The organism is Salisediminibacterium beveridgei (genome assembly GCF_001721685.1).
GTDB lineage: Bacteria > Bacillota > Bacilli > Bacillales > Salisediminibacteriaceae > Salisediminibacterium > Salisediminibacterium beveridgei.
In genome coordinates this window covers 2,130,517-2,155,678 of the sequence record NZ_CP012502.1, presented here as the reverse complement: position 1 = coordinate 2,155,678, position 25,162 = coordinate 2,130,517, and the positions used below count along the sequence as shown (strand labels likewise).

The 25,162-nt window shown below is 43.1% G+C and carries 21 protein-coding genes and 1 pseudogene; 16 read left to right on the top strand and 6 right to left on the bottom strand.

The window, feature by feature from the left end; all coding sequences use genetic code 11:
• Window positions 1–251: 251 nt before the first annotated feature.
• The 4 genes from BBEV_RS10100 to BBEV_RS10085 form a co-directional block, all read right to left on the bottom strand.
• Window positions 252–1,202: a ClpXP adapter SpxH family protein gene (locus tag BBEV_RS10100; RefSeq protein ID WP_069365364.1), complete on the bottom strand. Its 951-nt coding sequence runs from the start codon at window positions 1,200–1,202 to the stop codon at window positions 252–254.
• Window positions 1,199–1,618 (bottom strand): globin domain-containing protein, encoded by a 420-nt coding sequence (locus BBEV_RS10095; RefSeq protein WP_069365363.1) that lies wholly within the window; start codon window positions 1,616–1,618, stop codon window positions 1,199–1,201. Before BBEV_RS10095 ends, BBEV_RS10100 begins: the two co-directional genes overlap by 4 nt.
• Window positions 1,619–1,830: 212 nt before the next feature.
• Complete coding sequence (locus tag BBEV_RS10090) at window positions 1,831–2,520, bottom strand: lytic transglycosylase domain-containing protein (RefSeq protein ID WP_232318149.1); 690 nt, start codon at window positions 2,518–2,520, stop codon at window positions 1,831–1,833.
• Window positions 2,520–3,122 (bottom strand): CYTH domain-containing protein, encoded by a 603-nt coding sequence (locus BBEV_RS10085; RefSeq protein WP_198154981.1) that lies wholly within the window; start codon window positions 3,120–3,122, stop codon window positions 2,520–2,522. The genes BBEV_RS10090 and BBEV_RS10085 overlap by 1 nt, the downstream gene beginning before the upstream one ends.
• Window positions 3,123–3,273: 151 nt before the next feature.
• Between BBEV_RS10085 and BBEV_RS10080 the strand changes: the two genes are divergently transcribed.
• The 5 genes from BBEV_RS10080 (at window position 3,274) to BBEV_RS10060 (ending at window position 6,899) form a co-directional block, all read left to right on the top strand.
• Entirely contained in the window at window positions 3,274–3,915 is a 642-nt protein-coding gene (locus BBEV_RS10080) for a GTP diphosphokinase (protein WP_069365361.1), read from the top strand.
• A gap of 20 nt (window positions 3,916–3,935) precedes the next feature.
• Window positions 3,936–4,724: an NAD kinase gene (locus tag BBEV_RS10075; protein WP_069365360.1), complete on the top strand. Its 789-nt coding sequence runs from the start codon at window positions 3,936–3,938 to the stop codon at window positions 4,722–4,724.
• A 62-nt stretch (window positions 4,725–4,786) separates the two neighbouring features.
• Complete coding sequence (locus BBEV_RS10070) at window positions 4,787–5,623, top strand: RluA family pseudouridine synthase (protein WP_198154980.1); 837 nt, start codon at window positions 4,787–4,789, stop codon at window positions 5,621–5,623.
• A 93-nt stretch (window positions 5,624–5,716) separates the two neighbouring features.
• Window positions 5,717–6,499, top strand: coding sequence for an enoyl-ACP reductase FabI (fabI, locus tag BBEV_RS10065; protein ID WP_069365358.1), 783 nt, complete (start codon window positions 5,717–5,719; stop codon window positions 6,497–6,499).
• Window positions 6,500–6,647: 148 nt separating this feature from the next.
• Window positions 6,648–6,899: a hypothetical protein gene (locus BBEV_RS10060; RefSeq protein WP_069365357.1), complete on the top strand. Its 252-nt coding sequence runs from the start codon at window positions 6,648–6,650 to the stop codon at window positions 6,897–6,899.
• Between the two features lie 68 nt (window positions 6,900–6,967).
• Here the strand turns inward: BBEV_RS10060 and BBEV_RS10055 are convergent, their stop codons facing one another.
• A complete protein-coding gene (locus BBEV_RS10055) occupies window positions 6,968–8,341 on the bottom strand; it encodes an MFS transporter (protein WP_084007338.1) in 1,374 nt (457 codons plus the stop codon).
• 146 nt (window positions 8,342–8,487) lie between these two features.
• Between BBEV_RS10055 and BBEV_RS10050 the strand changes: the two genes are divergently transcribed.
• From BBEV_RS10050 to BBEV_RS10035, 4 genes are all read left to right on the top strand, one after another.
• Window positions 8,488–9,030: an NADPH-dependent FMN reductase gene (locus tag BBEV_RS10050; RefSeq protein ID WP_069365356.1), complete on the top strand. Its 543-nt coding sequence runs from the start codon at window positions 8,488–8,490 to the stop codon at window positions 9,028–9,030.
• 143 nt (window positions 9,031–9,173) lie between these two features.
• Complete coding sequence (locus tag BBEV_RS10045; protein WP_069365355.1) at window positions 9,174–10,157, top strand: M23 family metallopeptidase; 984 nt, start codon at window positions 9,174–9,176, stop codon at window positions 10,155–10,157.
• A gap of 2 nt (window positions 10,158–10,159) precedes the next feature.
• On the top strand, window positions 10,160–10,558 hold the full coding sequence (locus tag BBEV_RS10040; protein ID WP_069365354.1) for a bactofilin family protein: 399 nt from the start codon (window positions 10,160–10,162) through the stop codon (window positions 10,556–10,558).
• A gap of 78 nt (window positions 10,559–10,636) precedes the next feature.
• On the top strand, window positions 10,637–10,885 hold the full coding sequence (locus tag BBEV_RS10035) for a hypothetical protein (protein ID WP_069365353.1): 249 nt from the start codon (window positions 10,637–10,639) through the stop codon (window positions 10,883–10,885).
• A 115-nt stretch (window positions 10,886–11,000) separates the two neighbouring features.
• On the opposite strand, the gene BBEV_RS10030 is transcribed toward BBEV_RS10035, so the two are convergent.
• Window positions 11,001–12,158 (bottom strand): TIGR04053 family radical SAM/SPASM domain-containing protein, encoded by a 1,158-nt coding sequence (locus BBEV_RS10030; RefSeq protein WP_069365352.1) that lies wholly within the window; start codon window positions 12,156–12,158, stop codon window positions 11,001–11,003.
• A gap of 655 nt (window positions 12,159–12,813) precedes the next feature.
• Between BBEV_RS10030 and BBEV_RS10025 the strand changes: the two genes are divergently transcribed.
• The 7 genes and pseudogenes from BBEV_RS10025 (at window position 12,814) to BBEV_RS09995 (ending at window position 25,151) form a co-directional block, all read left to right on the top strand.
• Window positions 12,814–14,004, top strand: a complete 1,191-nt coding sequence (locus BBEV_RS10025; RefSeq protein WP_069365351.1) for a sensor domain-containing diguanylate cyclase — start codon at window positions 12,814–12,816, stop codon at window positions 14,002–14,004.
• Window positions 13,976–15,154 carry a putative bifunctional diguanylate cyclase/phosphodiesterase gene (locus BBEV_RS10020; RefSeq protein WP_069365350.1) on the top strand — a complete coding sequence of 393 codons (1,179 nt, stop codon included), beginning with the start codon at window positions 13,976–13,978 and terminating at the stop codon, window positions 15,152–15,154. Before BBEV_RS10025 ends, BBEV_RS10020 begins: the two co-directional genes overlap by 29 nt.
• 456 nt (window positions 15,155–15,610) lie before the next feature.
• A pseudogene (locus BBEV_RS10015) lies at window positions 15,611–16,138 on the top strand (peptide-methionine (S)-S-oxide reductase); the annotation flags it as partial.
• A 35-nt stretch (window positions 16,139–16,173) separates the two neighbouring features.
• Entirely contained in the window at window positions 16,174–18,435 is a 2,262-nt protein-coding gene (locus tag BBEV_RS10010; RefSeq protein WP_069365348.1) for an alpha/beta hydrolase, read from the top strand.
• Between the two features lie 196 nt (window positions 18,436–18,631).
• On the top strand, window positions 18,632–23,203 hold the full coding sequence (gltB, locus tag BBEV_RS10005) for a glutamate synthase large subunit (RefSeq protein ID WP_069365347.1): 4,572 nt from the start codon (window positions 18,632–18,634) through the stop codon (window positions 23,201–23,203).
• Window positions 23,204–23,239: 36 nt separating this feature from the next.
• Window positions 23,240–24,727, top strand: coding sequence for a glutamate synthase subunit beta (locus tag BBEV_RS10000; protein WP_069365346.1), 1,488 nt, complete (start codon window positions 23,240–23,242; stop codon window positions 24,725–24,727).
• Between the two features lie 73 nt (window positions 24,728–24,800).
• Complete coding sequence (locus BBEV_RS09995; protein WP_069365345.1) at window positions 24,801–25,151, top strand: hypothetical protein; 351 nt, start codon at window positions 24,801–24,803, stop codon at window positions 25,149–25,151.
• The last annotated feature ends 11 nt before the right edge of the window (window positions 25,152–25,162 follow it).

The following is a 25,162-nucleotide window of genomic DNA, read 5'->3' as shown; positions in this document are numbered from 1 at the left end:
GCCATTACGTTGTATTCAACACTATATTTTGTCCATTTTGTGAACCAAATCACAAAATGATTGCCGGGAGCGGCGATCTTTGGTATATTCAAGTTGTGAAAGGAATCACATAACTCCCCCTAAGCTTATGTGTTTCGTCTTAACCCCTTGACGTACAACCTTTCTGAAAAGACAAAGCTCCGCCAAAAAGCGCCGGGTCTACCCCACCCGGCGCTTTTTGGTATTTATAAAAAGGATTAATATGATTTCATTTAAAAGGTTTTTTCAGAAACCTCTTCCACTTTCCTGTATCTCCATAAATAACCTTGACGCGTAGGAATTTCATCGACCATCTGGCGTAACTTTAATTTTTTCATTTCTTTATGGACAGCTTCCATGGATAAATCATAAAGAACCGAAATTTCTTTTTCTGAAACAATTGAATAAAATGATATGAAATCAGTCAATGGAATGGGAGGACATTTTTTTAACGGTTTTCCCACCAGTTCTTCAATGATTTCTACATAGACTTCATAGGGATAATGACCTTCGACTTTTAAGCCAGGTTCATTCACATCATCCCCGAAAAAAATTAAGGCAGGCAATTGGTTAACGTTCATTTCTTTTGTTGTTTTCCGATCTGATTCTAAGGCTTTTTCTGATGACTCTGAATTAAGGTCTTTCTTGAATTCCTCAACATCCATGCCATCAATAAAACGGGCACATTCAATCAAAGTTTCTTTGTCTGCAATATTCTTTTTCCTCAGAAATAGTGCTTCCCGGACTCTCCTCAAAAATTTAGAGCCAATGGCTCTTCCTTGAAGTTCGGCAGCTTTGATGCCGAGATTCGCAATATAAGGCATTGTGATGGCCTGTTCATGCCAAACATCTCCATTACAGGGCATTCCCGTTCTGCAAGCAGTTGCGTTGTAGGAGTTTGCCATTTCTTTAAATAAACGACCAAGCTCTTTATCCGATGATGGGAGAATATTCGATCCACTGTGGCTGATAAATGTTTTAATCGTGACATAATAACTGTATTCCATTTGCAGCTTTCTGACGAATGGTTCGAGTACCCAACACTCCGGGCAAAGCGGATCAATGAACATGTGAATTTCTACCGGCTTCTTCTCTTTTGGTGTTAAAAACAGTGCGGCCGGATCAGCAGGACAGCAAATTCCAAGTTCGTCGTTACATACAAAATGACTGTGAGATGAATTCATGTTGATGCCCCCCTTTTGAACTCCTGCCTGTCGTCGGACTGGTGGTTTATCATATGTTTCGCAGTATGTGACAAACGGGCATACAGTTCTTGTTGCGTCCCAATGTCAATCGCGCTTTCTAAGAGAGCTTCATGCATACAAGAGAGCCATGCATCAGCTTCTTTTTCTCCAATGTGAAATGGCATATGCCGCATACGCAGCATTGGATGTCCATGCTCCATTGTATAATCGTCAGGACCACCTGAAAACTGGGTCAGAAATTGCTTTTGTTTACGTATGGTCTCGCTCATATCCTCCGGAAACAAATCGGAAATATCCGGATGTTTTTGAACATGGGTGTAAAATCGCTCAATCAAAAGATGCAATTCTGATTCACCGATTCGCTCGAAAAGCGTCTGTTTTTCATTATCACTCATGTATGTCTCCTTTTTATCTGTATGATTAGTAATTGTAGCAAGGGTTCAGCTGTTGTTCAACAAAACAGACTTGTAAAATACTGAGCAACTGTTAGAGGTGATGGTCGTTGTACTAAAACAGTTACACATTTATTCTTTTGGGCTCTTATGAATATACAGGTAAACAAAAAAACTTCTCTTATCATAAGAGAAGTTTCAATCATTATCAAGACTCATGCATCGCGGGCCATCGATCTGTAGGTATTTAACACTCTCGGTACATAGGCCTGCGTTTCCTTGAATGGTGGGATGCCCCCGTATTTTCGGACATTACCGGGACCTGCATTATAAGATGCAAGTGCAAGTTCCACATCGCCATTGTGCTGATTCAGCATGTCTTTTATATACCGGGTTCCACCATTGATATTTTGAACGGGATCAAAAGAGTCTGTGACGCCCAGCCATTTTGCTGTACCTGGCATCAATTGCATCAATCCTTCAGCACCAGCATGACTGGTCACCTGGTTTTGAAAGCCGGATTCATGTTTAATCACAGAATAAATCAGTGCAGGATCAACACCGTGGCGAAATGCTGCTTGTTCGATGATGTCAGTATATGGTTGATCTGACTTTAGAGCGGGTGAATCCGATTTTGTCATCGGTTCAGCGTTGCTGGGCTCGAAGTTATTCAACCAAGGATTTGTCTGAGCAAGAGATGTTTGTCTGGACAAAGGTAACATCAGGTTGTCGTTTGGCGATGCATGCTGCCCATCGCCATTCATCTGCTGTTGCAGCATTGCCGCAAAGTTGCCTTGATGATGTGTTGAGCCCAATATAGAGGAATTTCCGGAAGATGCCTGATCGTTCCCCCATTTCTGGAGAATCTTCCATTGATAATAATCCGTCATAAGCCGATCCATCATCAGTTATCGCTCCTTTGTTTGTCTAAAGCCTTGAAAAAACGTCGGATCTTATTATCGGGTATGTCCCTGTCCAATTCGAACCGTTCTATTAAATGATTGAAGAATTTTTCGCCTTCTTGATACGAAGAGGATTCAAATTCCAACTCAAAATCTGTATGCTGTAAATATTGGCTTTGATCCAGTACAAGCTGTCCTTCAGGCAAGTTGATTTCACTGCGTTCTGTTGTAAGACTTCCATAATAAATGAGCGAAAAGCTATCTGACGCAATGAGCGATGCAATTTGCTCTTTTACTTCCCCTTCAGGAATATCGCCTGTTTTTTTCATACTTTCAAACGCTTTTTCAGAGAGTGGCTGATGGGTTTCAAGGAGTCCTTTTTCATAAGGCTGCTTGAATGTCAATACAAGCATATTGTTCTTTTCTCTGACCCTCAATGCACTTTGATGTGCTTTTAAAAGAAAATCTTCAGTCTCAAAATAGTGATTGACTTGTCTGAAGAATGGCGTACGCTGCTCTTCAAAGTGCTCTTTCAGCATCAAAAATGCCGATTGGTCAAGACGTTGCTTAAACTCAATTTCGATTTCCTGACTCACATGATTCACCTGCAATTTTCGATTAGATTATGTTTAATTATTCCACAGATTTTTGGATTCGGCAACTGAATTTGTTCCTTTCAATGTTCGTTATGCGGATCAGCTGAAGAGTGTGATAAAATAAGATGTAGAGGAGATTTTATTCGGGTGGTGATCAATCATGTTGGACTGGGATATAATGCTTACGCCTTATAAACAGGCAGTGAATGAATTGAAGATTAAATTGAAAGGTCTAAGGGACCAGTATCAGCTCACATCAAGACAGACACCCATCGAATTTGTCATGGGACGTGTGAAACCGGTATCGAGTATCATTGAAAAAGCAAGACGGAAAAATATACCCCTTGATGAGGTTGAAGAATTGATGCAGGATATTGCGGGTGTCCGGATTATGTGTCAATTTGTAGGTGATATAGATACTGTTGTGGAATTAATTAAACGACGTACCGACTTCGAAATTGTTGAAGAAAGGGATTATATTAAACATAAAAAAAGAAGTGGATATCGTTCGTATCATTTGATCCTTCGCTATCCTGTTCAAACGATCGAAGGGGAGAAGCGAATTCTCGTCGAATTGCAGATTCGTACTCTGGCGATGAATTTTTGGGCAACCATTGAACATTCTCTTCAGTATAAATACGCTGGTCAGATCCCGGAAAAAGTTGAAAGACGTCTGCAACGTGCAGCCGAAGCAGCTTTTCAATTGGATGAAGAAATGTCGAAGATTCGTGGTGAAGTTCAGGAAGCTCAGGAAATCATCTCAAAAACGAAGGAGAACGATCGTCAGCATCGAAAAAGCTAGCAGAGGCAGGAGGCGTTCATATGCATTTTCACGTACGTTCCAGAGGGGACGAAGATTCAAATACACTTGCCCAACGGATTCGGAATTACCTGGAAGAGTTCGAATTGATTCCGGATGAAAAGGAGCCTGATATTGTCATTTCAGTTGGTGGAGATGGCACGCTCCTCGAGGCGTTTCATCAGTATTCAAGTCGCCTTGAGCAAACTGCCTTTGTTGGGGTACACACCGGGCATTTGGGGTTCTACGCTGATTGGAAACCGGATGAGGTGGAGAAACTGGTGATTCATATTGCCAAAACGCCGTTTAAAATCGTCGAATACCCACTTCTCGAAGTGATTATCAGACATACAAACGATCAGCCAGAAGACCGGTATCTCGCATTAAATGAGTGTACGGTCAAAACAAAGGTCGGATCATTGGTCATGGATGTTGAAATCAAAGGTGATGTTTTTGAGACATTTCGAGGAGATGGACTTTGCCTTTCTACACCTTCGGGGAGTACAGCTTATAACAAAGCATTAGGAGGAGCGATTCTCCACCCATCCCTACCCTGTATCCAACTGGCAGAGATGGCATCGATTAATAACAGAGTCTACCGAACCATCGGATCACCACTTGTCCTTCCCCAGCATCATACGTGTTTATTGAAACCAAGATACCACGACGAGTTCCAGGTAACGGTGGACCATTACACATTAATTGAGCCTGAAATGAAATCCATTCAGTGTCGCGTCGCGGATGAACGGGTTCGATTTGCAAGGTTCAGGCCATTCCCGTTTTGGAATCGGGTAAAGGAGTCGTTCATTTGATGCTGAGTCATCAGGGGAACCGTATTTTCAGGCGGTTCATTATTCGAGCTTCAGCAGAAGGTATGAGCATTCGAGATTATGTGAGAGATCATCTGCTTATCTCAAGAAAACTTCTGGCAGAGATCAAATTCCAAGGAGGCAGTATACGTCTGAACGGAGAACCCCGTAATGTGGACGTAAGCCTTCATTCAAAGGATTATCTCGATATTCTTTTTCCACCAGAAAAAATCGGTTCAGGAATAGTTACTGATAAAACTGCTCTTGATATAGTTTTTGAAGATGATTGGTGTATAGTTGTCAACAAACCCGCCGGACTTTTATCCATTCCGAATGAGGATCCTTCTGAATCGTCGATTGCAGGAAGGGTCCTGTATTATTTTCTGCAAAAGGAATACCCCGCGACAATTCATCCTGTGACGAGACTCGATCGCCAGACCTCTGGTCTGATGATGTTTGCGAAGGATCGATACAGCCATAGCCTGTTTATGAAACAACACATGCACAAAGAGATTCAAAAATATTATACTGCAGCCGTTTCCTGTGCTTTTCCATGGAGATGGGGGACAGTGATTGCTCCGATTGCAAGGCATCCCGAAAGCATCGTCGAACGAATGGTTTCTGATGAGGGGAAATTTGCGATCACCCGATTTGAGCGGATCAGACAAAATGGGGAGCGCTCGATTCTTCAGTTGAGGATTGAAACAGGTCGCACGCATCAGATTCGTGTGCATCTTGCCTGGTTAGGTTTTGCGATTTATGGTGATGACCTTTATGGAAATGAAGAGACAGCCAGAAAGGCAGAGCGAACACTTTTGCATGCAAGCGGACTCGCTTGGCTCGATCCGAAAACGGGTCATCCATTCAACTGTTACAGTCATGTTCCAGAGCATTTTCAGTAGGCGAAGAACGGGATGAGTGATTGACGCGACAGAACACATAGGTTAGAATTAAGACCAGATACTAATTTTAATTTTCAGCAGGGGGACTAACAAATGCAAATTGACTTACAAGACCGGATATACGTTGTCATGGGAGTGGCAAATAAACGCAGCATTGCTTGGGGGATTGCACAGGCTCTCCATGAAGCGGGAGCTAAATTAATCTTTACATACGCAGGGGAGCGTTTCGCAAAAGGGGTAAAAGACCTTGCAGAATCATTGGATGGCGGTGAACGCCATGAGGTTTTGCCTTGCGACGTAACGTCGGACAAAGAAATTCAAGATACATTCAGACAAATTCAGGAAATTACGCCGGTTATTCATGGTATTGCGCATTGTATAGCATTTGCTAATAAAGATGAACTCGAGGGTGATTACTTAAATACGACACGAGACGGTTTTTTGACTGCTCAAAACATCAGTGCTTATTCCCTGACAGCTGTGCTGAAGGAAGCAAGGTCTATGATGGCAGAAGGTGGTTCAGTTATAACTTTGACTTACCTTGGCGGGGAACGTGTCGTTAAAAATTATAATGTGATGGGTGTAGCCAAGGCAAGTCTTGAAGCCAGTGTAAAATACCTCGCGAACGATCTTGGAAAAGAAAACATCCGGGTCAATGCGATTTCAGCTGGTCCGATTCGAACGCTGTCTGCCAAGGGTGTTGGTGGATTTAACGACGTGATTAAAGAAATGGAGAACCACGCCCCTTTAAAAAGGGCCATTACCCAAGAAGAAGTTGGAAAGTCTGCGCTCTTTTTGTTGAGCGATTTATCGAGTGGTGTAACGGGAGAGAATCTGCATGTTGATGGCGGCTACCACGTTACCGGACTGATGTGAGTATAACGGATAAAATGAAATGAGTGATTAGCGTTTAAACTTTGTTCCTGAATACAGGGGCAAAGTTTTTTTCTTCCATTTATTTTAATTGGTTTTATGTTTGAACCTAGTTAATCAAAGGGTACTATACGTTTAAGAGGTGAAGCGTATGGGGTATATTCCACCGGTTCGTGACGAACAGACGCTGCAATACGTGAATCGCCATGAGAAGCAGACCTCATCAATTAAAACCCTGACAGCTGCAGAGCGTGCAGAATTGTTCTCTGCAATGAAGAGAAACAAACATGATCGGATGAACTACATTTTCATGACGCCTAAGGCAAAAGAGAAAACGAAGGAAGAAACAGAGTTTGAACAAATGTTCACCGGCAGAGGTGAGCGATTTGACAGTTCTGTATAGATTCAAAAACCCCACCAGGCTGAGATTGATAGGCTCCCAACAAAATGGACGGTAGAAATAATAAATTTCTACACCACTTTGTTGGGGGTTTTTTTCATTTTGAAAATGGAAGTGAACAGCATCATTGCGCTCAATGCCAGTAAGCCAAGAATTGTGAACAGTGTCGAATATAATGCGAATTCTGAGTGGATGGCTATTGGGAGTAAAGAAAACTGAATGGAACCCAAATCGAGAAAAGCGCCGAAGACTGCGCTCGATATTGCACCCGACATGAAATTCATCAGATTGAAAAAACCGATACCAACACCTGTTTTTTCAACGGGTACAAGGGTTGTCAATAAACTGGCAGTTGAAGTTTGTATTAAAGGGAATGCAGCATATTGTATAACAATGGCCATGGCGAGTACTATGGGTGGAACGCCAATCAGTGCAGCAATCAGCGTGCTCCCTGTAATGGCAATTACGAGTGCTGTTTTCAAAACGGGTTCAGGTCCATGGCGATCGGTCAATTTCCCACCGAATTGACCGATAAGTCCTGCGGTCATTGCTCCGGGAAACAGAAGCATACCGATTTGAATGGTACTGAGATCGTAAACAGACCGTGCCATTATGGGTACAACAAATATCATGCCAAACATGGCGCTGGTGCTCAGGAAGCTCGTGGCAATCACTGCCATATAGCGAACATCCTTAAAAATCGCTGGATCGACAAAGGGAGTATGAAAAGTCCGGATTCTCCAGATGAACAAAAGGAATGCCGCCAGACTTGAAGTAAGCCAAATGACCGAAAATGATGTGATGGAAATAAGGAAAAATGCAACGGCGGAGGCGATGAATATCGCGCCTGGTATATCAGTGGATCCCGGTCTCGTCTCTTCATCCGGTATCCATTTCCGAAGCAGCGGAATTGTGAAAATTGCCAAGATCGAGAAAATAAATAATAAACGCCAGTCAAATGTGCCACCGATCGTACCGCCCATAATCGGACCTACGCCGGAGGCAAAAGCAACGGTAGATGATACAATACCAAAAACACGGCCCCTGTCTTCCGGCATAAAGCGTGCAGGAATGATAAATGCAAGAGCCGGAATGGTCGCTCCCCCCATAGCTTGTATGATCCGGGCTGCCAGGAGCATGGCAAAAGAGCCGGAGAACAGGCCGATCAGTGCCCCTGTTGAAAAGAGTATAATGCCGATGGTCATCAGGCGCTTAATCGGGTATTGATCGGCCAGTTTCCCATACATCAGTGAACCTATGGCAAAGACGAGGATATAACCGGTCATCACCCAGGCGACCTGTGAAGGGAGTAGTTGAAATTCTTCGGATATGTCTGGTATAGCAACGTTAAACATGGTACCGTTCATAACAGTGAAGGTCAAAAGCACTGCGATAACCGCAATGAGTTTATTTTTTTGATTTTTTGTTAATATAGGCTCAGACACGTATTTCACCTTCCATTAATCCGACTGACATTTAAAAAGTCGTTTTTATCATATGCTTCAATGGGACTCCTGTCAATTTTCAGTTTAAACAAGGCAACAGAGGGAACGTGTATCTTTAGAAACTATTAAGAAGGAAGTGAAAACCAATGACAATTGCAGCATTTTGCGGGAGTTTACGAAAGCACTCTTTGAACCGTTCAGTAGTCAACCATATGGATCAAACCTCAGATGATATTCAAGTGCTGAGCCTGGAAGATATTCCATTATTTAATGCTGATCTGGAAGAGCAGGGTGAACCTGAAGCAGTTTTTGACTTTAAAAAGGCAATCAAAGAAGCAGAAGCAGTGTTAATCGTTACCCCTGAATATTCACACAGCATGCCGGGTGTCTTAAAAAATGCATTGGATTGGGCAGGTAGTATGACATATGAAAATGTTCTGGATGGCAAGCCGGTCATGATTGCAGGTGCAAGTCCATCTGTGTTGGGTACAGCGTTTGCTCAGGAACACCTCCGGGTCACATTAGCTGCTTGCGGTGCTCACACGATGCCGCAGCCTGAAATTTTCATCGGCAAAGCAGCTGAAAAGATCGACAAGGATGGAAAATTGATTGATCAGGGGACCATTGATTTCCTGGAGTCTGCACTGAATGGTTTCCGGGTATATGCCAATGGGATTAACAATTTATAATCAAAAGAAAGGAATGGGTCCAAGACCCGTTCCTTTTGACTATATTACACCCTCTTTACAATGTGCTGAAAGATCTATACATCTCCTTTTTATTCAGATAAGATAGTGAATGGAAATCTGTTCATAAGGGAGATGTTCAGGGAATGAAGAAGCAAGTACATAAAAAAACGAGCAACAGTCAATACTGGACAATATTGTTGAGTTCAGATACAAGATCCAGTATGAAACAGTTCAGAATCAGAAAAAAACTGTTCTACGCAGCTGGAGGCTTAACGATTGCAATCATCAGTATGCTTTTTATTGGCGGATTTCTGATTTATGGTCTTCAAGAAGAACGGGAATCATTGCATCAAGATATATCCGACATTGAGCATGAAACAGAAGAAAAAATCACACGAAAAGACGAACAGATCGAAGACTTAAACAGAGAAAACGAACAGGTCTATGAAGAAGCGCACCAAGTCCGGAAGGCCATTGAGGAATTCCAGCTGCTGGAGGAAAACCTTGAGGATGTTAATTTGGAACTTCCTTCTGAAACTTCCGATGAAGGAAGTGGGGGGCCCTCTTTAGAATTGGTTTCTGATAAAGCATCAGCAATGACAGAAAAAGACATTCGAGATGATTTACACGTTCTGCAAGAACAATTGCCCATTTTGATTGAATCTTTTGAAGAAACGGTAGATGCGATCATCTCATATGAGGAGAAAATGCAGGCGGTCCCAACCATTTTTCCGGCTGCGGAAGGCCGGATTTCATCACAATTTGGTGAACGAAGCGATCCATTCACTGGACAAACATCCTTTCATTCAGGACTGGATATTGCCGCTCCAAGAGGAACCGAAATTTATGCAGCTGCAGATGGGATTGTGGAAACGGTAAGCAAACATTCAGGGTATGGTAATAAAATCATCATCGATCATGGGAATCAATATGAGACGCTTTACGCACATTTACATACCATGGATGTAGAGCCTGGAGACAAAGTCGAAAAAGGGGATGTCATTGGCGGCATGGGAACAACGGGACGAAGCACAGGTGTTCACTTGCATTACGAAGTATTTCAGCATGATGCGCATGTGGACCCTTATCCTTACATTACCTTTCATGAACAAGAGGAGGAGAATTAAGTATGTTTAATAACAGCAGCAAACAGGAGAAGATTAAATCAGATGTAACCACTGTCATAGCAGAAGACGCATCTTTCTCAGGAGATATCGTTATGGAAGCAAGCTTACATGTTGACGGGACCATTCAAGGTAAAATCGAATGCAGAGGCGACGTGACAATTGGTCCGAATGGGAAGGTTGGATCGGAGATTAAAGCAAGAAATCTTTATGTTTCCGGGAGTGTTGAAGGTCATGTCAGCGTTGATGAAACATTGCATATTCATGATAGCGGTAAAGTGAGTGGAGATGCTGACATGGCAACCATCATCATTGAAGAGAACGGCAGATTAAATGGCACGACGAAAATGAGAAAGAAAGAGTCAGAAGCAGATGTGACGATTTTGAACCAAAAAAGCAATTAATTGATGCAGATTGCTTGAACAATTCCGCAGACTCCGTTAAGCTATAGACTGTATCGATAAATGATGGAGTGAACAATTATGGAATTGTTGGACTGGACCTATGGAAGAAAGCAGCAAATCAAGGCTTGGTTTTCTTCATATCCTCATTCTACGGTCATTTTAAGAGCGCTGTCCGGCTATTACTTTATTTATATGATTGACTGGTCTGATGAAGACCGTCCCGTACCGCGATATGATCTGGAGGAAATGGAGCAAATTATGAATGATGAACTGGGTACACTTCAAGAATATGAAGCCAGATTAGCGTTCAGGAGACTGGACACATAGAAACTGCCACCTGCATGATGCAGGTGGCATATTTTTTATTATCGGGAATTCAAAAACGCTAAATGAATCGAGGATCAAGTCCAATGCGACTGCCCCCTCGATAAGCCAGCGTTCTTCAACTTTTTTGAAGATCTGACCATTTCTTAGGAACGTAAATGCAGAAGGGTTCGCTCTCTAGATAGTCACCAGTAACGGCGTAACTTCTTGAACGTGATCCGCCACAAACGAATCGGTACTCACACACGCCGCACTTCCCTTTGTATAAATCCGGGTTTCTCAGTTCTTTTAATACTGTGGATTCACGGTAAATGGTCTTCAAGGGCTGTTCTTTTACATTCCCAACCGGAATGGGAAGCAGACCACTCGGCATGACCTCACCGGTATGAGAAATAAAGATAAAACCGTTCCCATCGTTTACGCCTTTAGGTGCCCGCTTTAAACCATCAACTTCGGATGCGGTATCAGAAATGGAATCCTGATAGTGTATGGCACCTTTTTCAATGAGTTTTTCTTTTGCTTTCTGTTGAATGACAACTCTTCTGTGGTGTTGAGCTGCTGTTGTTTTAATATCGAAGTTGGATGTTTTGTTCAATTCATACAACCATTTAAACACGTTCTCGTGTTCCTGCGGAGTCAGGCAGGCATCTAATTGTCCTCTGCCTGTTGGGACGAGCATGAAAATATACCACATGACAACATCGAGTTCCTCGACGAGAGCTGCCATTTCTTCAAGGGCATGAACATTATATGTGGAGATCACTGTATTAATCTGCAGAGGCATGTTCAGTGATTTCAGGTATTGAATTTTTTCCAAGGTGAGCTCGAATGATCCGGACGTTCCTCTAAAGTGATCGTGTATTTCCGCTGTGGGCCCATCGAGACTGAATGCCCATCGCGATAAACCAACATCTTTCGCTCGTTGCATTTTCTCTTTTGTAACATTATCAGTTGCACTCGGTGTCATGGAGACGCGCATCCCTTTTTGGACGGCGTAGTCTGCGAGTTCAAATAAATCTTCACGCATCATACAATCACCACCGGTAAAAACAAGCATTGGATTATCCATCTCGTAAATGTCATCGATCAATTGCAAACTTTCTTCATGATTCAGTTCATCTGGATGGGATTCTGTTTGTGCATCTGCCCTGCAGTGCAGGCACCTCAGCTCACAGGCGCGGGTAACCTCCCAGATGACGATAAAAGGATTCTGACTGTAGTCTATCGCACTGTGAGGATGAGTGGACCCATGAGGATGTTTCGGATGATTTGTCATGGTTGTTTGCCTCCGGTAATGTGACTTATTCAAATAAATACTACTCTAATCTTACATTCTCCATGAAATTGATTTGCATCGTTCATGTGACGAATTACTGACAATTCCGATTAGAACCAATGTAGTTGCGTATATTAATTATGAAAACGCTGACCGTAATACTGAGAGCGGTGTCTTGGTTTTATACTCCCCTGGAAGACAACAAATTGCGTTAAAGGGTTAGAGCTTATGTGCAACTAAGGCTCTCGTCTAGCGGTAGTTCAAGTTCCATTTCTTTATTCTTGATTTAAAGAGTTGAACAGACTTCGTAGTTTTTGCGACATGAAAGTGGGTTCCTCTCCTATGGTGGAAATACTCTCGAGATTGTAGAGGAAATCCATGTTTATCCAGTGTTTTGGGTAGAATGCTTTTATTTGTTCTTCAGACTTGTTTCCTCAATGCTGAGCGGCATGCAAACTGAATAACATAAATACATTTCAGAGAAGGGTTGATGAAATAACAACACATCTATAGTATATTTATTTATCACATACTATTCGAATCAATCCCTTTTAGCTTTTTCAACATACTACAAAATCATAAGTCATAGATAATTTGGAACATCGAGCTATTTTGAAATGCATACATTTGTTTATCAATGCAGGAGGCAGTGATTATGAGTTTGAAGATACAGGATCCGGTGATTGAGTCATCGATGGAAGAAATCAGAGAAACGTTGTTGCAACGAATTTTATTATCCATTTTAGCAGTGGGTTTGATTTTTATCGTGGTCAATTTTATAAATGAATGGATTCTCGGTTCCATTCAAATGACGTACCCTGTTCTGATCTTGTATATCCTTTTATTGATTATTTACGGACGAGGAGTAAAGATCCCGTTTCAGTTTCGTGCGTATATTGTGATCTCCGTGCTGTTTGCAACAGGTGTTGTCAGCAGTTTGACTTACGGTATGATCGGCTTGTCCATTCTGTTTTATGTAGGTGCTTCCTATACAGCGATGCTTTTACTTTCTCGAAAAGAAACGATCTGGTGGATGGGGATGTCACTTTCTATATATCTTGTGATCTATTCTTTTTGGGTAAGCGGGATCCTGACCTATGGATTTTCAGTTGAAGAGTATTCCGTTTCTATTACGACCATGCTTTCGAGGCTGGTTGCATTTATCTTTTTTGTCGGGTTGATGATTTTTTCCCAATGGATGGTGAACCAGTTCCTGGTAGACAAAATGAACAAATTGAAAAAGACACATGACGAACTTGTCGAATCCGATCAGCGGCTTCACCTTCAATATGAAGCTCTTGCAGTGAACCGGGAAGCACTGAAACTGAAAGAGGAACAATACCGGTCTATTATAGAAAACACTCCTGATCTGATTTATGCTCTTTCAAAGAATAGAGAAATGGTCACTGCAAACAGTGCGATGATTCGTTTTTTGGGTGATACAGAAGAAAGTGTTATCCATCAGCCGATTTCAAAACTGGCAGAGCGTTATCCTTTGTTGAAAGAAATGCACCGGCACGTGGATAAAATAATGTCCTCAAATACACCATTTCAATTTGTTACAAGAGTCAATGATGAAATAACAGGGAACCTGCGAACCTATCATTCCGTTATCACACCTGTAAAAAAAGAATCTGGAGAACTCAATTTACTGTTGTTTAAACATCATGACGTCACTGAATTACTTCTGAAAGATGAAAAAATTGAACACCTTGCTTTTTTTGATCAGCTGACAGGACTCTCGAACCGGACTCATTTTGAACAGGTTGCTACGTCTCTCATCGAACAAAATACAAAAATATTTGCAATGATTTACTTTGATCTCGATCATTTCAAAAAAAAATGATTCGATCGGTCATTTTGCAGGTGATCAAGTGCTGGTGGACATTGCAAAGCGGTTGGAAAAAGTTAAACCTCAAGGTGCGGTTCTCGCGAGATTAGGAGGAGATGAATTTGTCATGCTCGTTGAGGAAGCAGTCATTGAACAACCGTTGAGTGAAAACATAAAAGAACTCGCTGACCTTGTCGTGGATACAGTTAAGAATCCGGTTGTTTTTTCTGATGTCTCCTATTTCATCAGTGCCAGCGCAGGAATTGTTCTCTATCCGGATCACGGTGCAACTTATGAAGAATTGATGAAAAATGTTGATACGGCGATGTACAGGTCAAAGAACGATGGGAAAAATCAGTGGCTGATGTTTAATGATCAGATTAAAGATGAAATGAACCGGTTAGTCTTGATCGAGTCGCACCTCAGGCATGCCTTTGACTATGAGGAAATACATATCAATTTTCAACCTTTGATGAATAGTCAATCCAATCAGATCCGCGGATTTGAAACCTTGATGCGGTGGCAGTCTCATAAGTTTGGTGCGGTGCCTCCAGATGTATTTATTCCTGTTCTCGAACAAACAGGCATGATTGTTGAATACGGGGAATGGATTCTGAGGAAAACTGTACAAAGTATTAAACAGTGGGAAAATGATGGCGATAATTCATTGATCATCTCTGTTAATATATCCTTAATTCAGCTCAAACAGGAAAGTTTTCCTGAGCAAGTGAAAGCGATTATTCAAGAAGCAGATATTGAGCCGGCTTCTTTGGAGCTTGAAATCACAGAGAGCGTGCTTGCGGATGATGTCGAAAAGATTACGAATGTATTGCACACACTTCGATTGAATGGTGTTAGAATTGCACTGGATGATTTTGGTGCCGGGTATTCATCTCTGAGCTATTTAAGGCAATTTCCGCTTGATACACTTAAAATTGATAAGACATTCAGTGAAGATATTGAATCTGGAATCGAATCAGCCCAAATGATCGGATCTATTATTGATATGGCTCATAACATCGGTTTGGAAGTTGTGGCTGAAGGGATAGAAAATTCAGATCAAGTCAGCATTCTTAAAAGTTGCGGGTGTGATTATTTTCAAGGATTTTATTTTTATAAACCGATGTCGAAGGAAAGTGCAGAACGATTGGTTCGTGGTTGGTGAAACAGCTTTCCACGCCAATGCCAAAAGACTTTTTTGTTTTCAGGGCTGGACTTATACAATCAAGCGGTAATTGAAACACTTGGAACGAAGAGACTTGGTGAGGATAAAACCGGTCTTGATATAAGAATGATCATGATGATCAAATGACTGAACGGCTCTCTTGATTGAGTTTACGAATTATTGGTGTGGTATCTTTTGCATATGGTTTTGGCGTTTCTGCTTGATACGCAAAGGGAAAATGGATAAAGTAGACAAAATGTCAGAAAATGATTTGTCATAATGTTCGATAAACAATCCGTCGTCGTCAGTAAGGTCTTCAGACGCATCGATGATAAATTGGGGTGAACTGTAATGAAGCATGATCATAGCGAATTTGCGATTTTTGGGAGTGGCTGATTTTGGGGACCCGATGGCCGGTTCGGTCATCTTGAAGGTGTACAGAGCACAGAGGTCGGTTATGCAGGTGGATTAAGTTCGTCTCCGACATATGCACAAATGGGCGATCACACGGAAGTCGTAAAGGTTCATTTCCAGCCGGACAGAATCAGTTATGAATCATTATTGCATCATTACTGGACGATGCATTCCGGAAAGTTGCACGGCTATGGCGGAAAGCAATATCAATCATTGATTGTCACTCAGAGTAAGCAGCAGACCAGCTTGGCAGAAAATCGTAAGAGGAGATTAATGGAATCTGAAAACAGAATCATTGAGACTATTATTATACAATCGGGTCGATTTACACCGGCAGAGAATTGGCATCAAAAATACTTTCTCAGGCAGGCAAGCAGATCATGGAACGAGCTGGTGGATTATTTTGGCGATGAAGCTGCCCTGTTACGTTCAACAATTGCGGCAAAGCTGAATGCACTTGTTAAAGGATATTTGACAAAAGCAGAAGTGATCCACATGATAAAAGAGGATGACCTATTCAGCAGTGAGCGTGAAGAACTTCTTGCACTTGTCACTCGCTTAAAGTGGTGATTCTCAGACATGAGCAACCGGGAGGCAGTGTCAGCATGGTACAAAAGGAGTTGGAACATTTCAGCAAGCGCCATCTTGTTAAACAATGGTTTCTTAACAGAATCAGGTTGACAAATCATTTTGATCCTGGTGGAATCAAACTTTCATTGGGACTTTTTGTAACGGGGCTGATTGTAATGATCCTGACAGCGATGGGCAATCCATCAGGGTTTGGTTTGGCTGTGGATATGTTATTGCATATTCTCGTGTTCAGTGGAGTTTATTGGCTAGGCATTTATCTGCTGGCAGCGTTATTGTCATTATTGTATCTCCCCATACCGCGGTTAACCATCGCAGCAGTTTCGGGATTTTATGGGGTAGTTTGGCGTATATATTCAGAAGGAAACCTTGAAGGGCTGTTTCTTCATGTCGTGACTGCCGGTTGGGCTGTATTTGGATTACTACTGGGGATTTGTCTGATCATTTTGACGCGAACGAAAGAGGACCCGATTTTAATTCGCTCAGGAAAACTGGCGATCCCGGCAGCGTCAATGGTTTTTCTTGTTTTTTTTAACCCTCAGGCAGATGATTTGAACCCTGTATCTACAATGGATCATTCGAAAGCGGCCCCGATTGAAAGTGTTTCGAATCCTGCAGAGAATGGCAGTGAAACGATCCGTCATTTCACCTATGCATCCGGCGGTGATCAACACAGGGATGAATTCCGTCATGGTATGGAAATCCAAACACGTTCGGTCGATGGATCTCATTACATTGACGATTGGCCAGATAGCAGAACTTTTTTCTTTGGATTTGACGAGTCAGCGCTCCCGCTGAATGGCCGGGTTTGGATGCCGGATACAGATGAGGGACCATTTCCTGTCGTATTGATCGTTCATGGAAATCATCGGATGGAGCATTTTTCTGATGAGGGTTACGAGTACCTCGGAGAAATGCTTGCCAAAAAGGGATATGCCGCTGTTTCCGTCGATCAAAACTTTTTGAATTATTCAGGTTATACAGGGATCCCCAGTGAAAATTATTTACTCAGACCTTGGATTTTGATGCAGCATTTACTGGAATTTCAACGTCACCAACTCGCAGGAGCGGATCATGCATTTCGTGATTTCGACTTGGATCAGGTTTCATTAATTGGTCACTCAAGAGGCGGACAGGCAGTCAGTATGGTAGCAGACCACGGGCGTTTTTTTGCTGATGATGATTCGGTGAACGGTATAGAAATGATTGATCTAAGATCGGTTATAGCCATTGCACCAACTGATCGTCAAATCGATGAGAAACGCCCCAGACTTTCGGGTGTGAACTATATGACGATACACGGTGCCCACGACGGGGATGTTCATAATTTCAGAGGGGATCGTCAGTTTATGAGGACGGATGTGTCTTCAAACGAAAATATGATACACAAAGCCAGTGTATATCTAACGGAAGGGAACCATAGTCAATTCAATTCGGACTGGGGTCGTGCAGATATGAGTCTGCCCGGAGGAATGTTTTTGAATCGCAAACATTTGATGAGTGCTGAGGAACAACGCCAGGCTTCAGAGGTCTTTATCTCAGCATTTCTCGATTTGACCATTCGTGATAAAAGAGATTATATCGCTCTTTTTCAAGATGCAGCTTCTGGTTCTGATTGGTTGCCGGATTCTGGATACCTGACCCGCTATCAAAATTCAAAAAGTAAACCGCTTGTCTCATTTGATGCAGGAACGGATGAATTTGCCTTTCGTGAAGGCGGTGAATCTCGGTTTGAGGGTTTCTACGAAACAAAAGTGAGACAGGCTGAAGACCGTGCAGGAAACACGAAAGCTACACGAGGACTGGTTCTAGGAACGAGAACTGGAGGCGTATGGGAGGCTGAATTGTCTCCAAGAATAAAAAACCGGTTACCTGAGGCGGGTGGCGCTATCGGGGTATCTCTGGCAAATCTGGGGCATGAATTAGAGGATGATGGCATTTCTGCGAATCCGTGGGAAGATTCTTTGACAATGAATTTCTCAGTCGTTATGACGAACGGTGAAACGGTAACTCTCAGCAGCGATGATATTCATGCCATTTACCCGCCGATTTATTCTCAATATTCCCGTTATCCTGAACTGGATCAGACAATGAGGGGGGATAAATACACCAATCCGACTGAAGGGATTTTCCATGTGTATTATTTTCCTCTTGAGAAATTCCGTGAACAGTCTCCGCGCTTCCAGCCTTCAGCTATCCAGAGTTTCTTGCTTGAAGTGGAGGATGGACCAGCGAAAATCATGGTCGACTGGATGAACTGGTACCCGGAAGACGAATAGGCGATCAATGCAGACAATCGATTCACCTGCTGGATTGGTTGTCTGTTTTTGTTGCTCATTTAAGATGAATTGTCAGTATTGTTAGATTCTTTTCCGTGATCATGATACAATGAGCGAAATCTGAAATGCTTTAAACTTGATCATTTTAAGATCGTTTTACAGAAATATGTACGAGTCAGTCAAGGAGGAAACCGATATGAATCAGAAGCATCATGATCATTTGGGATTATACCGGCCGGAGAATGAGCACGAGGCCTGCGGGATCGGAGTGATTGCTCATATTGATGGTCATTCATCGCATGATATTATCCAGAACGCCGTAACGATACTCTGCAATCTTGAGCATCGAGGCGGACAGTCTGCGGATACGAGCACAGGGGATGGAGCGGGGATGATGACTCAGATTCCCCACCATTTTTTTGTGAAGGCCTTTCATAAAGAAGATTTAGAATTGCCTGATGAAGGGGAGTATGGTGTCGGCATGGTCTTTTTGCCGAAAGATCATAAAGTCCGTAAAAAGACCATGGAACGTTTTGAAGAAGTAATCAGAGAGGAAGGACAAGGGGTTCTGGGTTGGCGAACAGTACCGGTAAATGACTCCTTCGTCGGAAAAACTGCCAGAAAATCCAAACCATTTATTCGTCAGGTCGTGATTACGCCGAGTGAAAACCTGGAAAATCAAGATGCATTCGAACGTAAACTTTACGTGATCCGTAACCGGATGGATATCGAAATGCTCGAAATCGAAGGTGGTCAAGATTTTTATTTATCAAGTTTGTCCACGAGGACGATTGTCTATAAAGGCATGCTTATCCCGGAACAATTGGATTCATTTTATATTGATTTAAATCACCGGGATTTCAAATCGGCATTTGCATTTGTCCACTCTAGGTTCTCTACGAATACGTTCCCGAGCTGGGAACGTTCGCACCCAAACCGGATGACAATTCATAACGGGGAATTTAATACGATCAGGGGCAATGTAAACTGGATGTTCGCCAGAGAAAAAACGGCTCATGGCGGAAACTTCTCAGAAGAAGATCTCAAAAAAATTCAACCGGTTATTGACCATACAGGCAGTGACTCGTCCATGTTTGATAATGCATTTGAATTTCTGCATTTGTCAGGGCGATCACTTGCTCACACGGCAATGATGATGGTGCCGGAACCTTGGGCAAACGATCCGCGTATGCCTGATGATAAACGTAATTTCTATCAATACCACAGTACGGTCATGGAACCGTGGGATGGTCCTGCGGCGCTGGCCTTTACAAATGGAAAGCAGATTATTTCGTGTCTGGATCGAAATGGTTTGAGACCGGCACGTTATTATATTACAAAAGATGGAATGATTGTTCTTGGTTCAGAAGTTGGAGCGCTGGATATCTTTTCAGAGGATGTCATGTTCAAAGGACGACTGGAGCCCGGAAAAATGCTGATGGTTGATCTGGAGAAAGGTGAAATCATTCCCGATGATCAGTTGAAGCAGGAAGTCATTGATCAAGCACCTTATGGGGAGTGGCTGAAGGACAACCTTCTTCACCTGGATGATCTGGAACGTAAAAGTAAAGGCGCGGATGCCCGTTTCAGTAAAGAAGAACTGATTGAACAACAACTGGCTCACGGATATACAAATGAAGAATTCGATAAGATCATGAAACCCCTTGTTTCCGGAGGTAAAGATCCGGTGGGCTCTATGGGCTATGATTCACCAATTGCGGTATTATCAAAAAAACCGCAACTTTTATACAACTACTTCAAACAAATGTTTGCACAGGTAACCAACCCCCCGATTGATGCGATTCGAGAGGAAGTTGTGACACAGGTCGCAACGACGATCGGGAAAGAGGGCAGTGTGGTGGATGCGACCGCTGAAAGCTGTCGTCATATTACACTCAGCTCGCCGGTTTTGACAGATGACGAACTGGCGACATTGCAGCAGCAAGAGGAGCCTGCTTTTAAATCTGCTGTGCTCTCGACACTGTTTTCGGTGGAAGACGGGGAAGGTGCAATGGAAAACCGCCTTGAAGCACTTTTTAAAGAAGCAGATGAAGCGATAAAAAGCGGTGCAGTGTTTTTAACCTTATCGGACAAGGGCTTATCCAAAGAATATGCTGCGATTCCGGCATTATTGGCTGTTTCAGGTGTTCATCATCACCTGATTCGGCAAGGAAACCGGACAAGCGTCAGCATTTTGGTAGAAACAGGTGAAACCAGGGAAGTTCATCATTTTGCAACCCTTCTGGGTTACGGGGCAGAAGCGATCAACCCTTATCTGGCTTTTGCCACTCTTAATGATCTGATTGACCGCAAAGAACTGGTTAAAATCCATTCTAAAGAAGCAGCACGGCAATACGTCAAGGCGGTTACAGACGGAATTATGAAAGTTCTCTCCAAGATGGGGATCTCTACCATTCAAAGTTACCGTGGAGCACAGATCTTTCAGGCCATCGGGATTGCTGATCACGTTATTGACCGCTATTTTACCCGCACTGCTTCTCAAATCGGCGGGATCGATTTATCAGTGATGGAGCACGAAACAGTCCTTCGTCATCAAACGGCTTTTCAGGAGTTTCGTGGCAGAGAGAAGTCCCTTGACGCCGGAGATGAATTCCAATGGCGTAAATTTGGCGAAGACCATCAGTACAATCCCCAGACGATTCACTACCTGCAGCATGCCTGCAGACAAGGTGATTATCAATTGTTCAAAAAGTATTCTGAACTCTTAACGAATGAATCGAAGAATTTACAGTCTATTCGTGGTATGCTCCGTTTCAAACCGGGAAAACCGGTCCCGATTGATGATGTTGAATCAGTGGAAGACATCGTGAAACGGTTTAAGACAGGAGCCATGTCCTATGGTGCGATCAGTCAGGAAGCACATGAGGCACTAGCGATCGCCATGAATCGGTTAGGTGGACAGTCTAATTCCGGTGAAGGGGGAGAAGACATTTCCCGTTTTACCCAGGATGAGAATGGTGACTCGAGAAGAAGTGCCATTAAACAAGTGGCTTCCGGTCGATTTGGTGTTAAAAGTCATTTTCTTGTCAATGCTGATGAGATTCAGATCAAAGTTGCCCAAGGAGCAAAGCCCGGTGAAGGCGGACACCTGCCTGGAAAGAAAGTTTATCCATGGATTGCTGAAGTGCGGGGGTCCACACCAGGTGTGGAATTGATTTCTCCACCTCCTCACCACGACATTTATTCCATTGAAGATTTGGCGGAACTGATCCATAATCTGAAGAATGCTAATCCATCGGCACGGATCAGTGTGAAGCTGGTTTCGGCAGATGGTGTGGGTACGATAGCAGCTGGTGTTGCCAAAGGCCGGGCAGATCTGGTATTAATCTCAGGCTATGATGGCGGAACTGGTGCAGCGCCAAGAACAAGTTTGAAACATGCGGGAATGCCTTGGGAACTGGGTTTAAGTGAAACGCATCAAACGCTTCTCTTAAATGGTTTGAGGGATCGGATTGTTGTGGAAACGGATGGTAAAATGATGACCGGACGTGACGTTGCGGTTGCTGCATTACTTGGAGCAGAGGAATTTGGTTTTTCCACCGCGCCACTTGTGGTTCTTGGATGCGTCATGATGCGGGTCTGTCATCTGGATACATGTCCTGTTGGTGTTGCAACACAGAACCCGGAACTGAGAAAGAAATTTATCGGAACTGCAGATAGTATCGAAAATTTTATGCGTTATGTGGCTCAGGAAGTTCGTGAGATCATGGCTGAACTTGGCTTCAAAACAATCAATGACATGGTCGGAAGAGCAGACATGCTTGAGAAAAATGATGAAATCAATCATTGGAAAGGCAAAGGTCTCGATTTTTCCAGACTGCTTCATATGCCGAAAGTTCCAAAGTACTCCTCCCGGTATCAGACAATGGAACAGGATCATGGGCTGGATTCTTCTCTTGATATGCAGGAATTGATCCCGTTTTGTGAAGATGCACTGGATCATAAAGTCCCTGTAAAAGGTACATTTTCGATCCGTAATATTAACCGGGTAACAGGAACGATTCTAGGAAGTGAAATCTCCAAAAGATACGGTTTAGAGGGACTTCCCGATAATACGATCCGTCTGTCTTTCAAAGGCTCTGCCGGTCAGAGTTTCGGTGCATTCATACCCAACGGTATGACACTGAAACTTGTAGGTGATGCGAATGATTATGTCGGAAAAGGTTTATCCGGCGGAAGGATTATCCTTCGTCCATCCAGAAAGCGAACGTTTATTGCTGAACAGAATATGATTGCTGGTAACGTATGCTTCTACGGAGCGACGTCCGGTGAGGCTTATATCAACGGAATTGTCGGTGAACGTTTTTGCGTCCGTAACAGTGGAGCAAATGTGATTGTTGAAGGGACCGGAGATCATGCCTGTGAGTACATGACGGGAGGCCGGGTCATCATTCTTGGCTCAGTAGGTAAAAACTTTGCCGCGGGTATGAGCGGGGGTGCTGCTTATGTATTGCATGAAGCAGATACACCTTTTGAGGATCAACTGAACAATGACATGGTCACCATGTCGACACTCTCTGAGGGCGAAGAATTAACCATGGTTTATGAAACAATCAAACGTCATATTGAACACACTTACAGTGATCGGGGAAAAGACATCCTCAGACGTTGGGATGAGTTGGCCGGCAAGATCATTCGTGTTGTGCCAAAGCAATATGAGCAGATTCAAAATCGTATACAAGAACTGATCGATGATGGTCAGGAGCGAAAAGATGCAGAGATGGCAGCATTTGAAGAATATAAATAAGCAGAATGGACCATGTGCTGAAAGGGGTCGACTACGATGGGGAAAATGACAGGCTTTATGGAGTTCAAGCGTCAAACGCATACGGAAAGAGACCCCGCTGAACGAACAAAAGACTGGGATCTGTATACCGTAGGCATGACCGAACAGGAAGCACAAGAACAAGGAGCACGCTGCATGGATTGCGGCGTGCCTACCTGCCACACCGGAATTGAGATGGAAAATGGGACATCCGGATGTCCTGTTTATCATTTAATTCCTGAATGGAATGATCTGGTCTACAGAGGCCAATGGAAAGAAGCGCTGAAAAAAGAACATGAAATGAACAATTTCCCTGAATTTACGGGGTATACTTGTCCTGCTCCGTGTGAAGGGGCATGCGTTCTCGGGCTTAACGAACCCCCGGTGGCTATCCGGTCAGTAGAACGATCGATTATTGATAAAGGTTTTTCTGAAGGTTGGGTGACTGCGAAACCACCGGAAAAACGCACCGGGAAAAGCGTTGCAATTGTTGGGAGCGGCCCGGCAGGTCTTGCCGCAGCTGATCAGCTTAATAAAGCAGGTCATACGGTGACCGTCTATGAACGGGACACGCATATCGGGGGCCTACTTACTTACGGTATCCCTGAAGCAAAACTTCCTTTTGAAATTGTTATGAGAAGGATCAAACTCCTGGAGGAAGAAGGAATCACCTTCATAACAGAAACAGAAATAGGGAAAGATATCTCATCTGAGTCACTTCAGTCTGATTTTGATGCTGTGATTCTTTGTACTGGTGCTACAGTGCCGAGATCGTCCGGTATTGAAGGGGAAAAACTGGATGGCGTTCATTTTGCAATGGATTTTCTTCATGCGAATACGAAAAGTTTATTGAATTCCGGTCACAAAGATGGTGAGTTCCTGTCTGTGAAAGACAAAAGGGTTGTTGTGATCGGTGGTGGAGATACCGGTACTGACTGTATTGCGACATCGATGAGACATGGTTGTAAATCCTTAACCCAGTTTGATAAATACCGAAAAAAATCCACGGAACGGGATGAGTCGAAAAATCCTTGGCCACAATGGCCAATCGTTCATGTCGACGAGTATGGCCACAAAGAAGCTGCTGCGATTTTTGGAAAAGACGCCAGGGCTTATGGAATTGTGGCGACAAAATTCACTGGTGATGAGAACGGAAAGTTAAAAGAAGTGCATACCATCGAGGTGGAAGCGACGAAAGACGCCTATGGCAACCGGACCCAGGAAATCATTCCAGGTACTGAGCAAGTTTGGGAAACAGATCTTGTCTTTCTTGCTCTTGGTTTTACCGGTCCGGAGCAAGGTCTGGTTCAACATTTCGGATTGGAAACAACCGATAATACAACAATCGAAGCCGATCACGAAGTCTATACCACAAACAGGGATGGCGTTTTTGCCGCAGGTGATGCAAGGCGGGGCCAAAGTCTGGTGGTTTGGGCCATCAACGAAGGACGAGGGGCTGCAAGAGAATGTGACCGTTATTTGATGGGCTCAACGGTACTGCCTTAAGAACATGTTTATAATGGGGATGTCAACTCGTTATATAGTTTGCTCTAGTTGAAAATTCGATGAGAAGAAATAATTGATAACACAGCAGAAATCCTCTGGAAGTGGATTTCTGCTGTTTTTTGTGGCTCTAAAATATATGATGGGGTTTAGAAACAATGGCTGTGCTTTCAGTGTTGTTTTTCAATCGCTTAGGGCGAAAAGGTACCCAATGGCTTACCCCTCTAAACATTCGCTGCTCTCCCTGGTGTTACCACCAGTCGCTCTTTCCATCCCAATAGCAATAAAAGGCTTTAACAGAGATTTTGTTGAAAAGTATGCCCAAAACTGTAATCAGTTTGAGATCCATGGTCACGATGAATGGACGATGGAAATTCATGAAATAATTTTTAAAAAAGGGTTGCATTTTAATTTTGTTGTTATATAATAATAAACAAG

Bases quoted from the DNA above. Each gene is read 5' to 3' on its own strand.
- BBEV_RS10100 (WP_069365364.1), bottom strand. From the start codon at position 1,202: ATGAATTCATCTCACAGTCATTTTGTATGTAACGACGAACTTGGAATT.
- BBEV_RS10040 (WP_069365354.1), top strand. From the start codon at position 10,160: ATGTTTAATAACAGCAGCAAACAGGAGAAGATTAAATCAGATGTAACC.
- BBEV_RS10060 (WP_069365357.1), top strand. From the start codon at position 6,648: ATGGGGTATATTCCACCGGTTCGTGACGAACAGACGCTGCAATACGTG.
- BBEV_RS10050 (WP_069365356.1), top strand. From the start codon at position 8,488: ATGACAATTGCAGCATTTTGCGGGAGTTTACGAAAGCACTCTTTGAAC.
- BBEV_RS10010 (WP_069365348.1), top strand. From the start codon at position 16,174: ATGGTACAAAAGGAGTTGGAACATTTCAGCAAGCGCCATCTTGTTAAA.
- BBEV_RS10095 (WP_069365363.1), bottom strand. From the start codon at position 1,618: ATGAGTGATAATGAAAAACAGACGCTTTTCGAGCGAATCGGTGAATCA.
- BBEV_RS10090 (WP_232318149.1), bottom strand. From the start codon at position 2,520: ATGATGGATCGGCTTATGACGGATTATTATCAATGGAAGATTCTCCAG.
- gltB (WP_069365347.1), top strand. From the start codon at position 18,632: ATGAATCAGAAGCATCATGATCATTTGGGATTATACCGGCCGGAGAAT.
- BBEV_RS10070 (WP_198154980.1), top strand. From the start codon at position 4,787: ATGAGCATTCGAGATTATGTGAGAGATCATCTGCTTATCTCAAGAAAA.
- fabI (WP_069365358.1), top strand. From the start codon at position 5,717: ATGCAAATTGACTTACAAGACCGGATATACGTTGTCATGGGAGTGGCA.
- BBEV_RS10045 (WP_069365355.1), top strand. From the start codon at position 9,174: ATGAAGAAGCAAGTACATAAAAAAACGAGCAACAGTCAATACTGGACA.
- BBEV_RS10035 (WP_069365353.1), top strand. From the start codon at position 10,637: ATGGAATTGTTGGACTGGACCTATGGAAGAAAGCAGCAAATCAAGGCT.
- BBEV_RS10075 (WP_069365360.1), top strand. From the start codon at position 3,936: ATGCATTTTCACGTACGTTCCAGAGGGGACGAAGATTCAAATACACTT.
- BBEV_RS10025 (WP_069365351.1), top strand. From the start codon at position 12,814: ATGAGTTTGAAGATACAGGATCCGGTGATTGAGTCATCGATGGAAGAA.
- BBEV_RS10000 (WP_069365346.1), top strand. From the start codon at position 23,240: ATGGGGAAAATGACAGGCTTTATGGAGTTCAAGCGTCAAACGCATACG.
- BBEV_RS10080 (WP_069365361.1), top strand. From the start codon at position 3,274: ATGTTGGACTGGGATATAATGCTTACGCCTTATAAACAGGCAGTGAAT.
- BBEV_RS10030 (WP_069365352.1), bottom strand. From the start codon at position 12,158: ATGACAAATCATCCGAAACATCCTCATGGGTCCACTCATCCTCACAGT.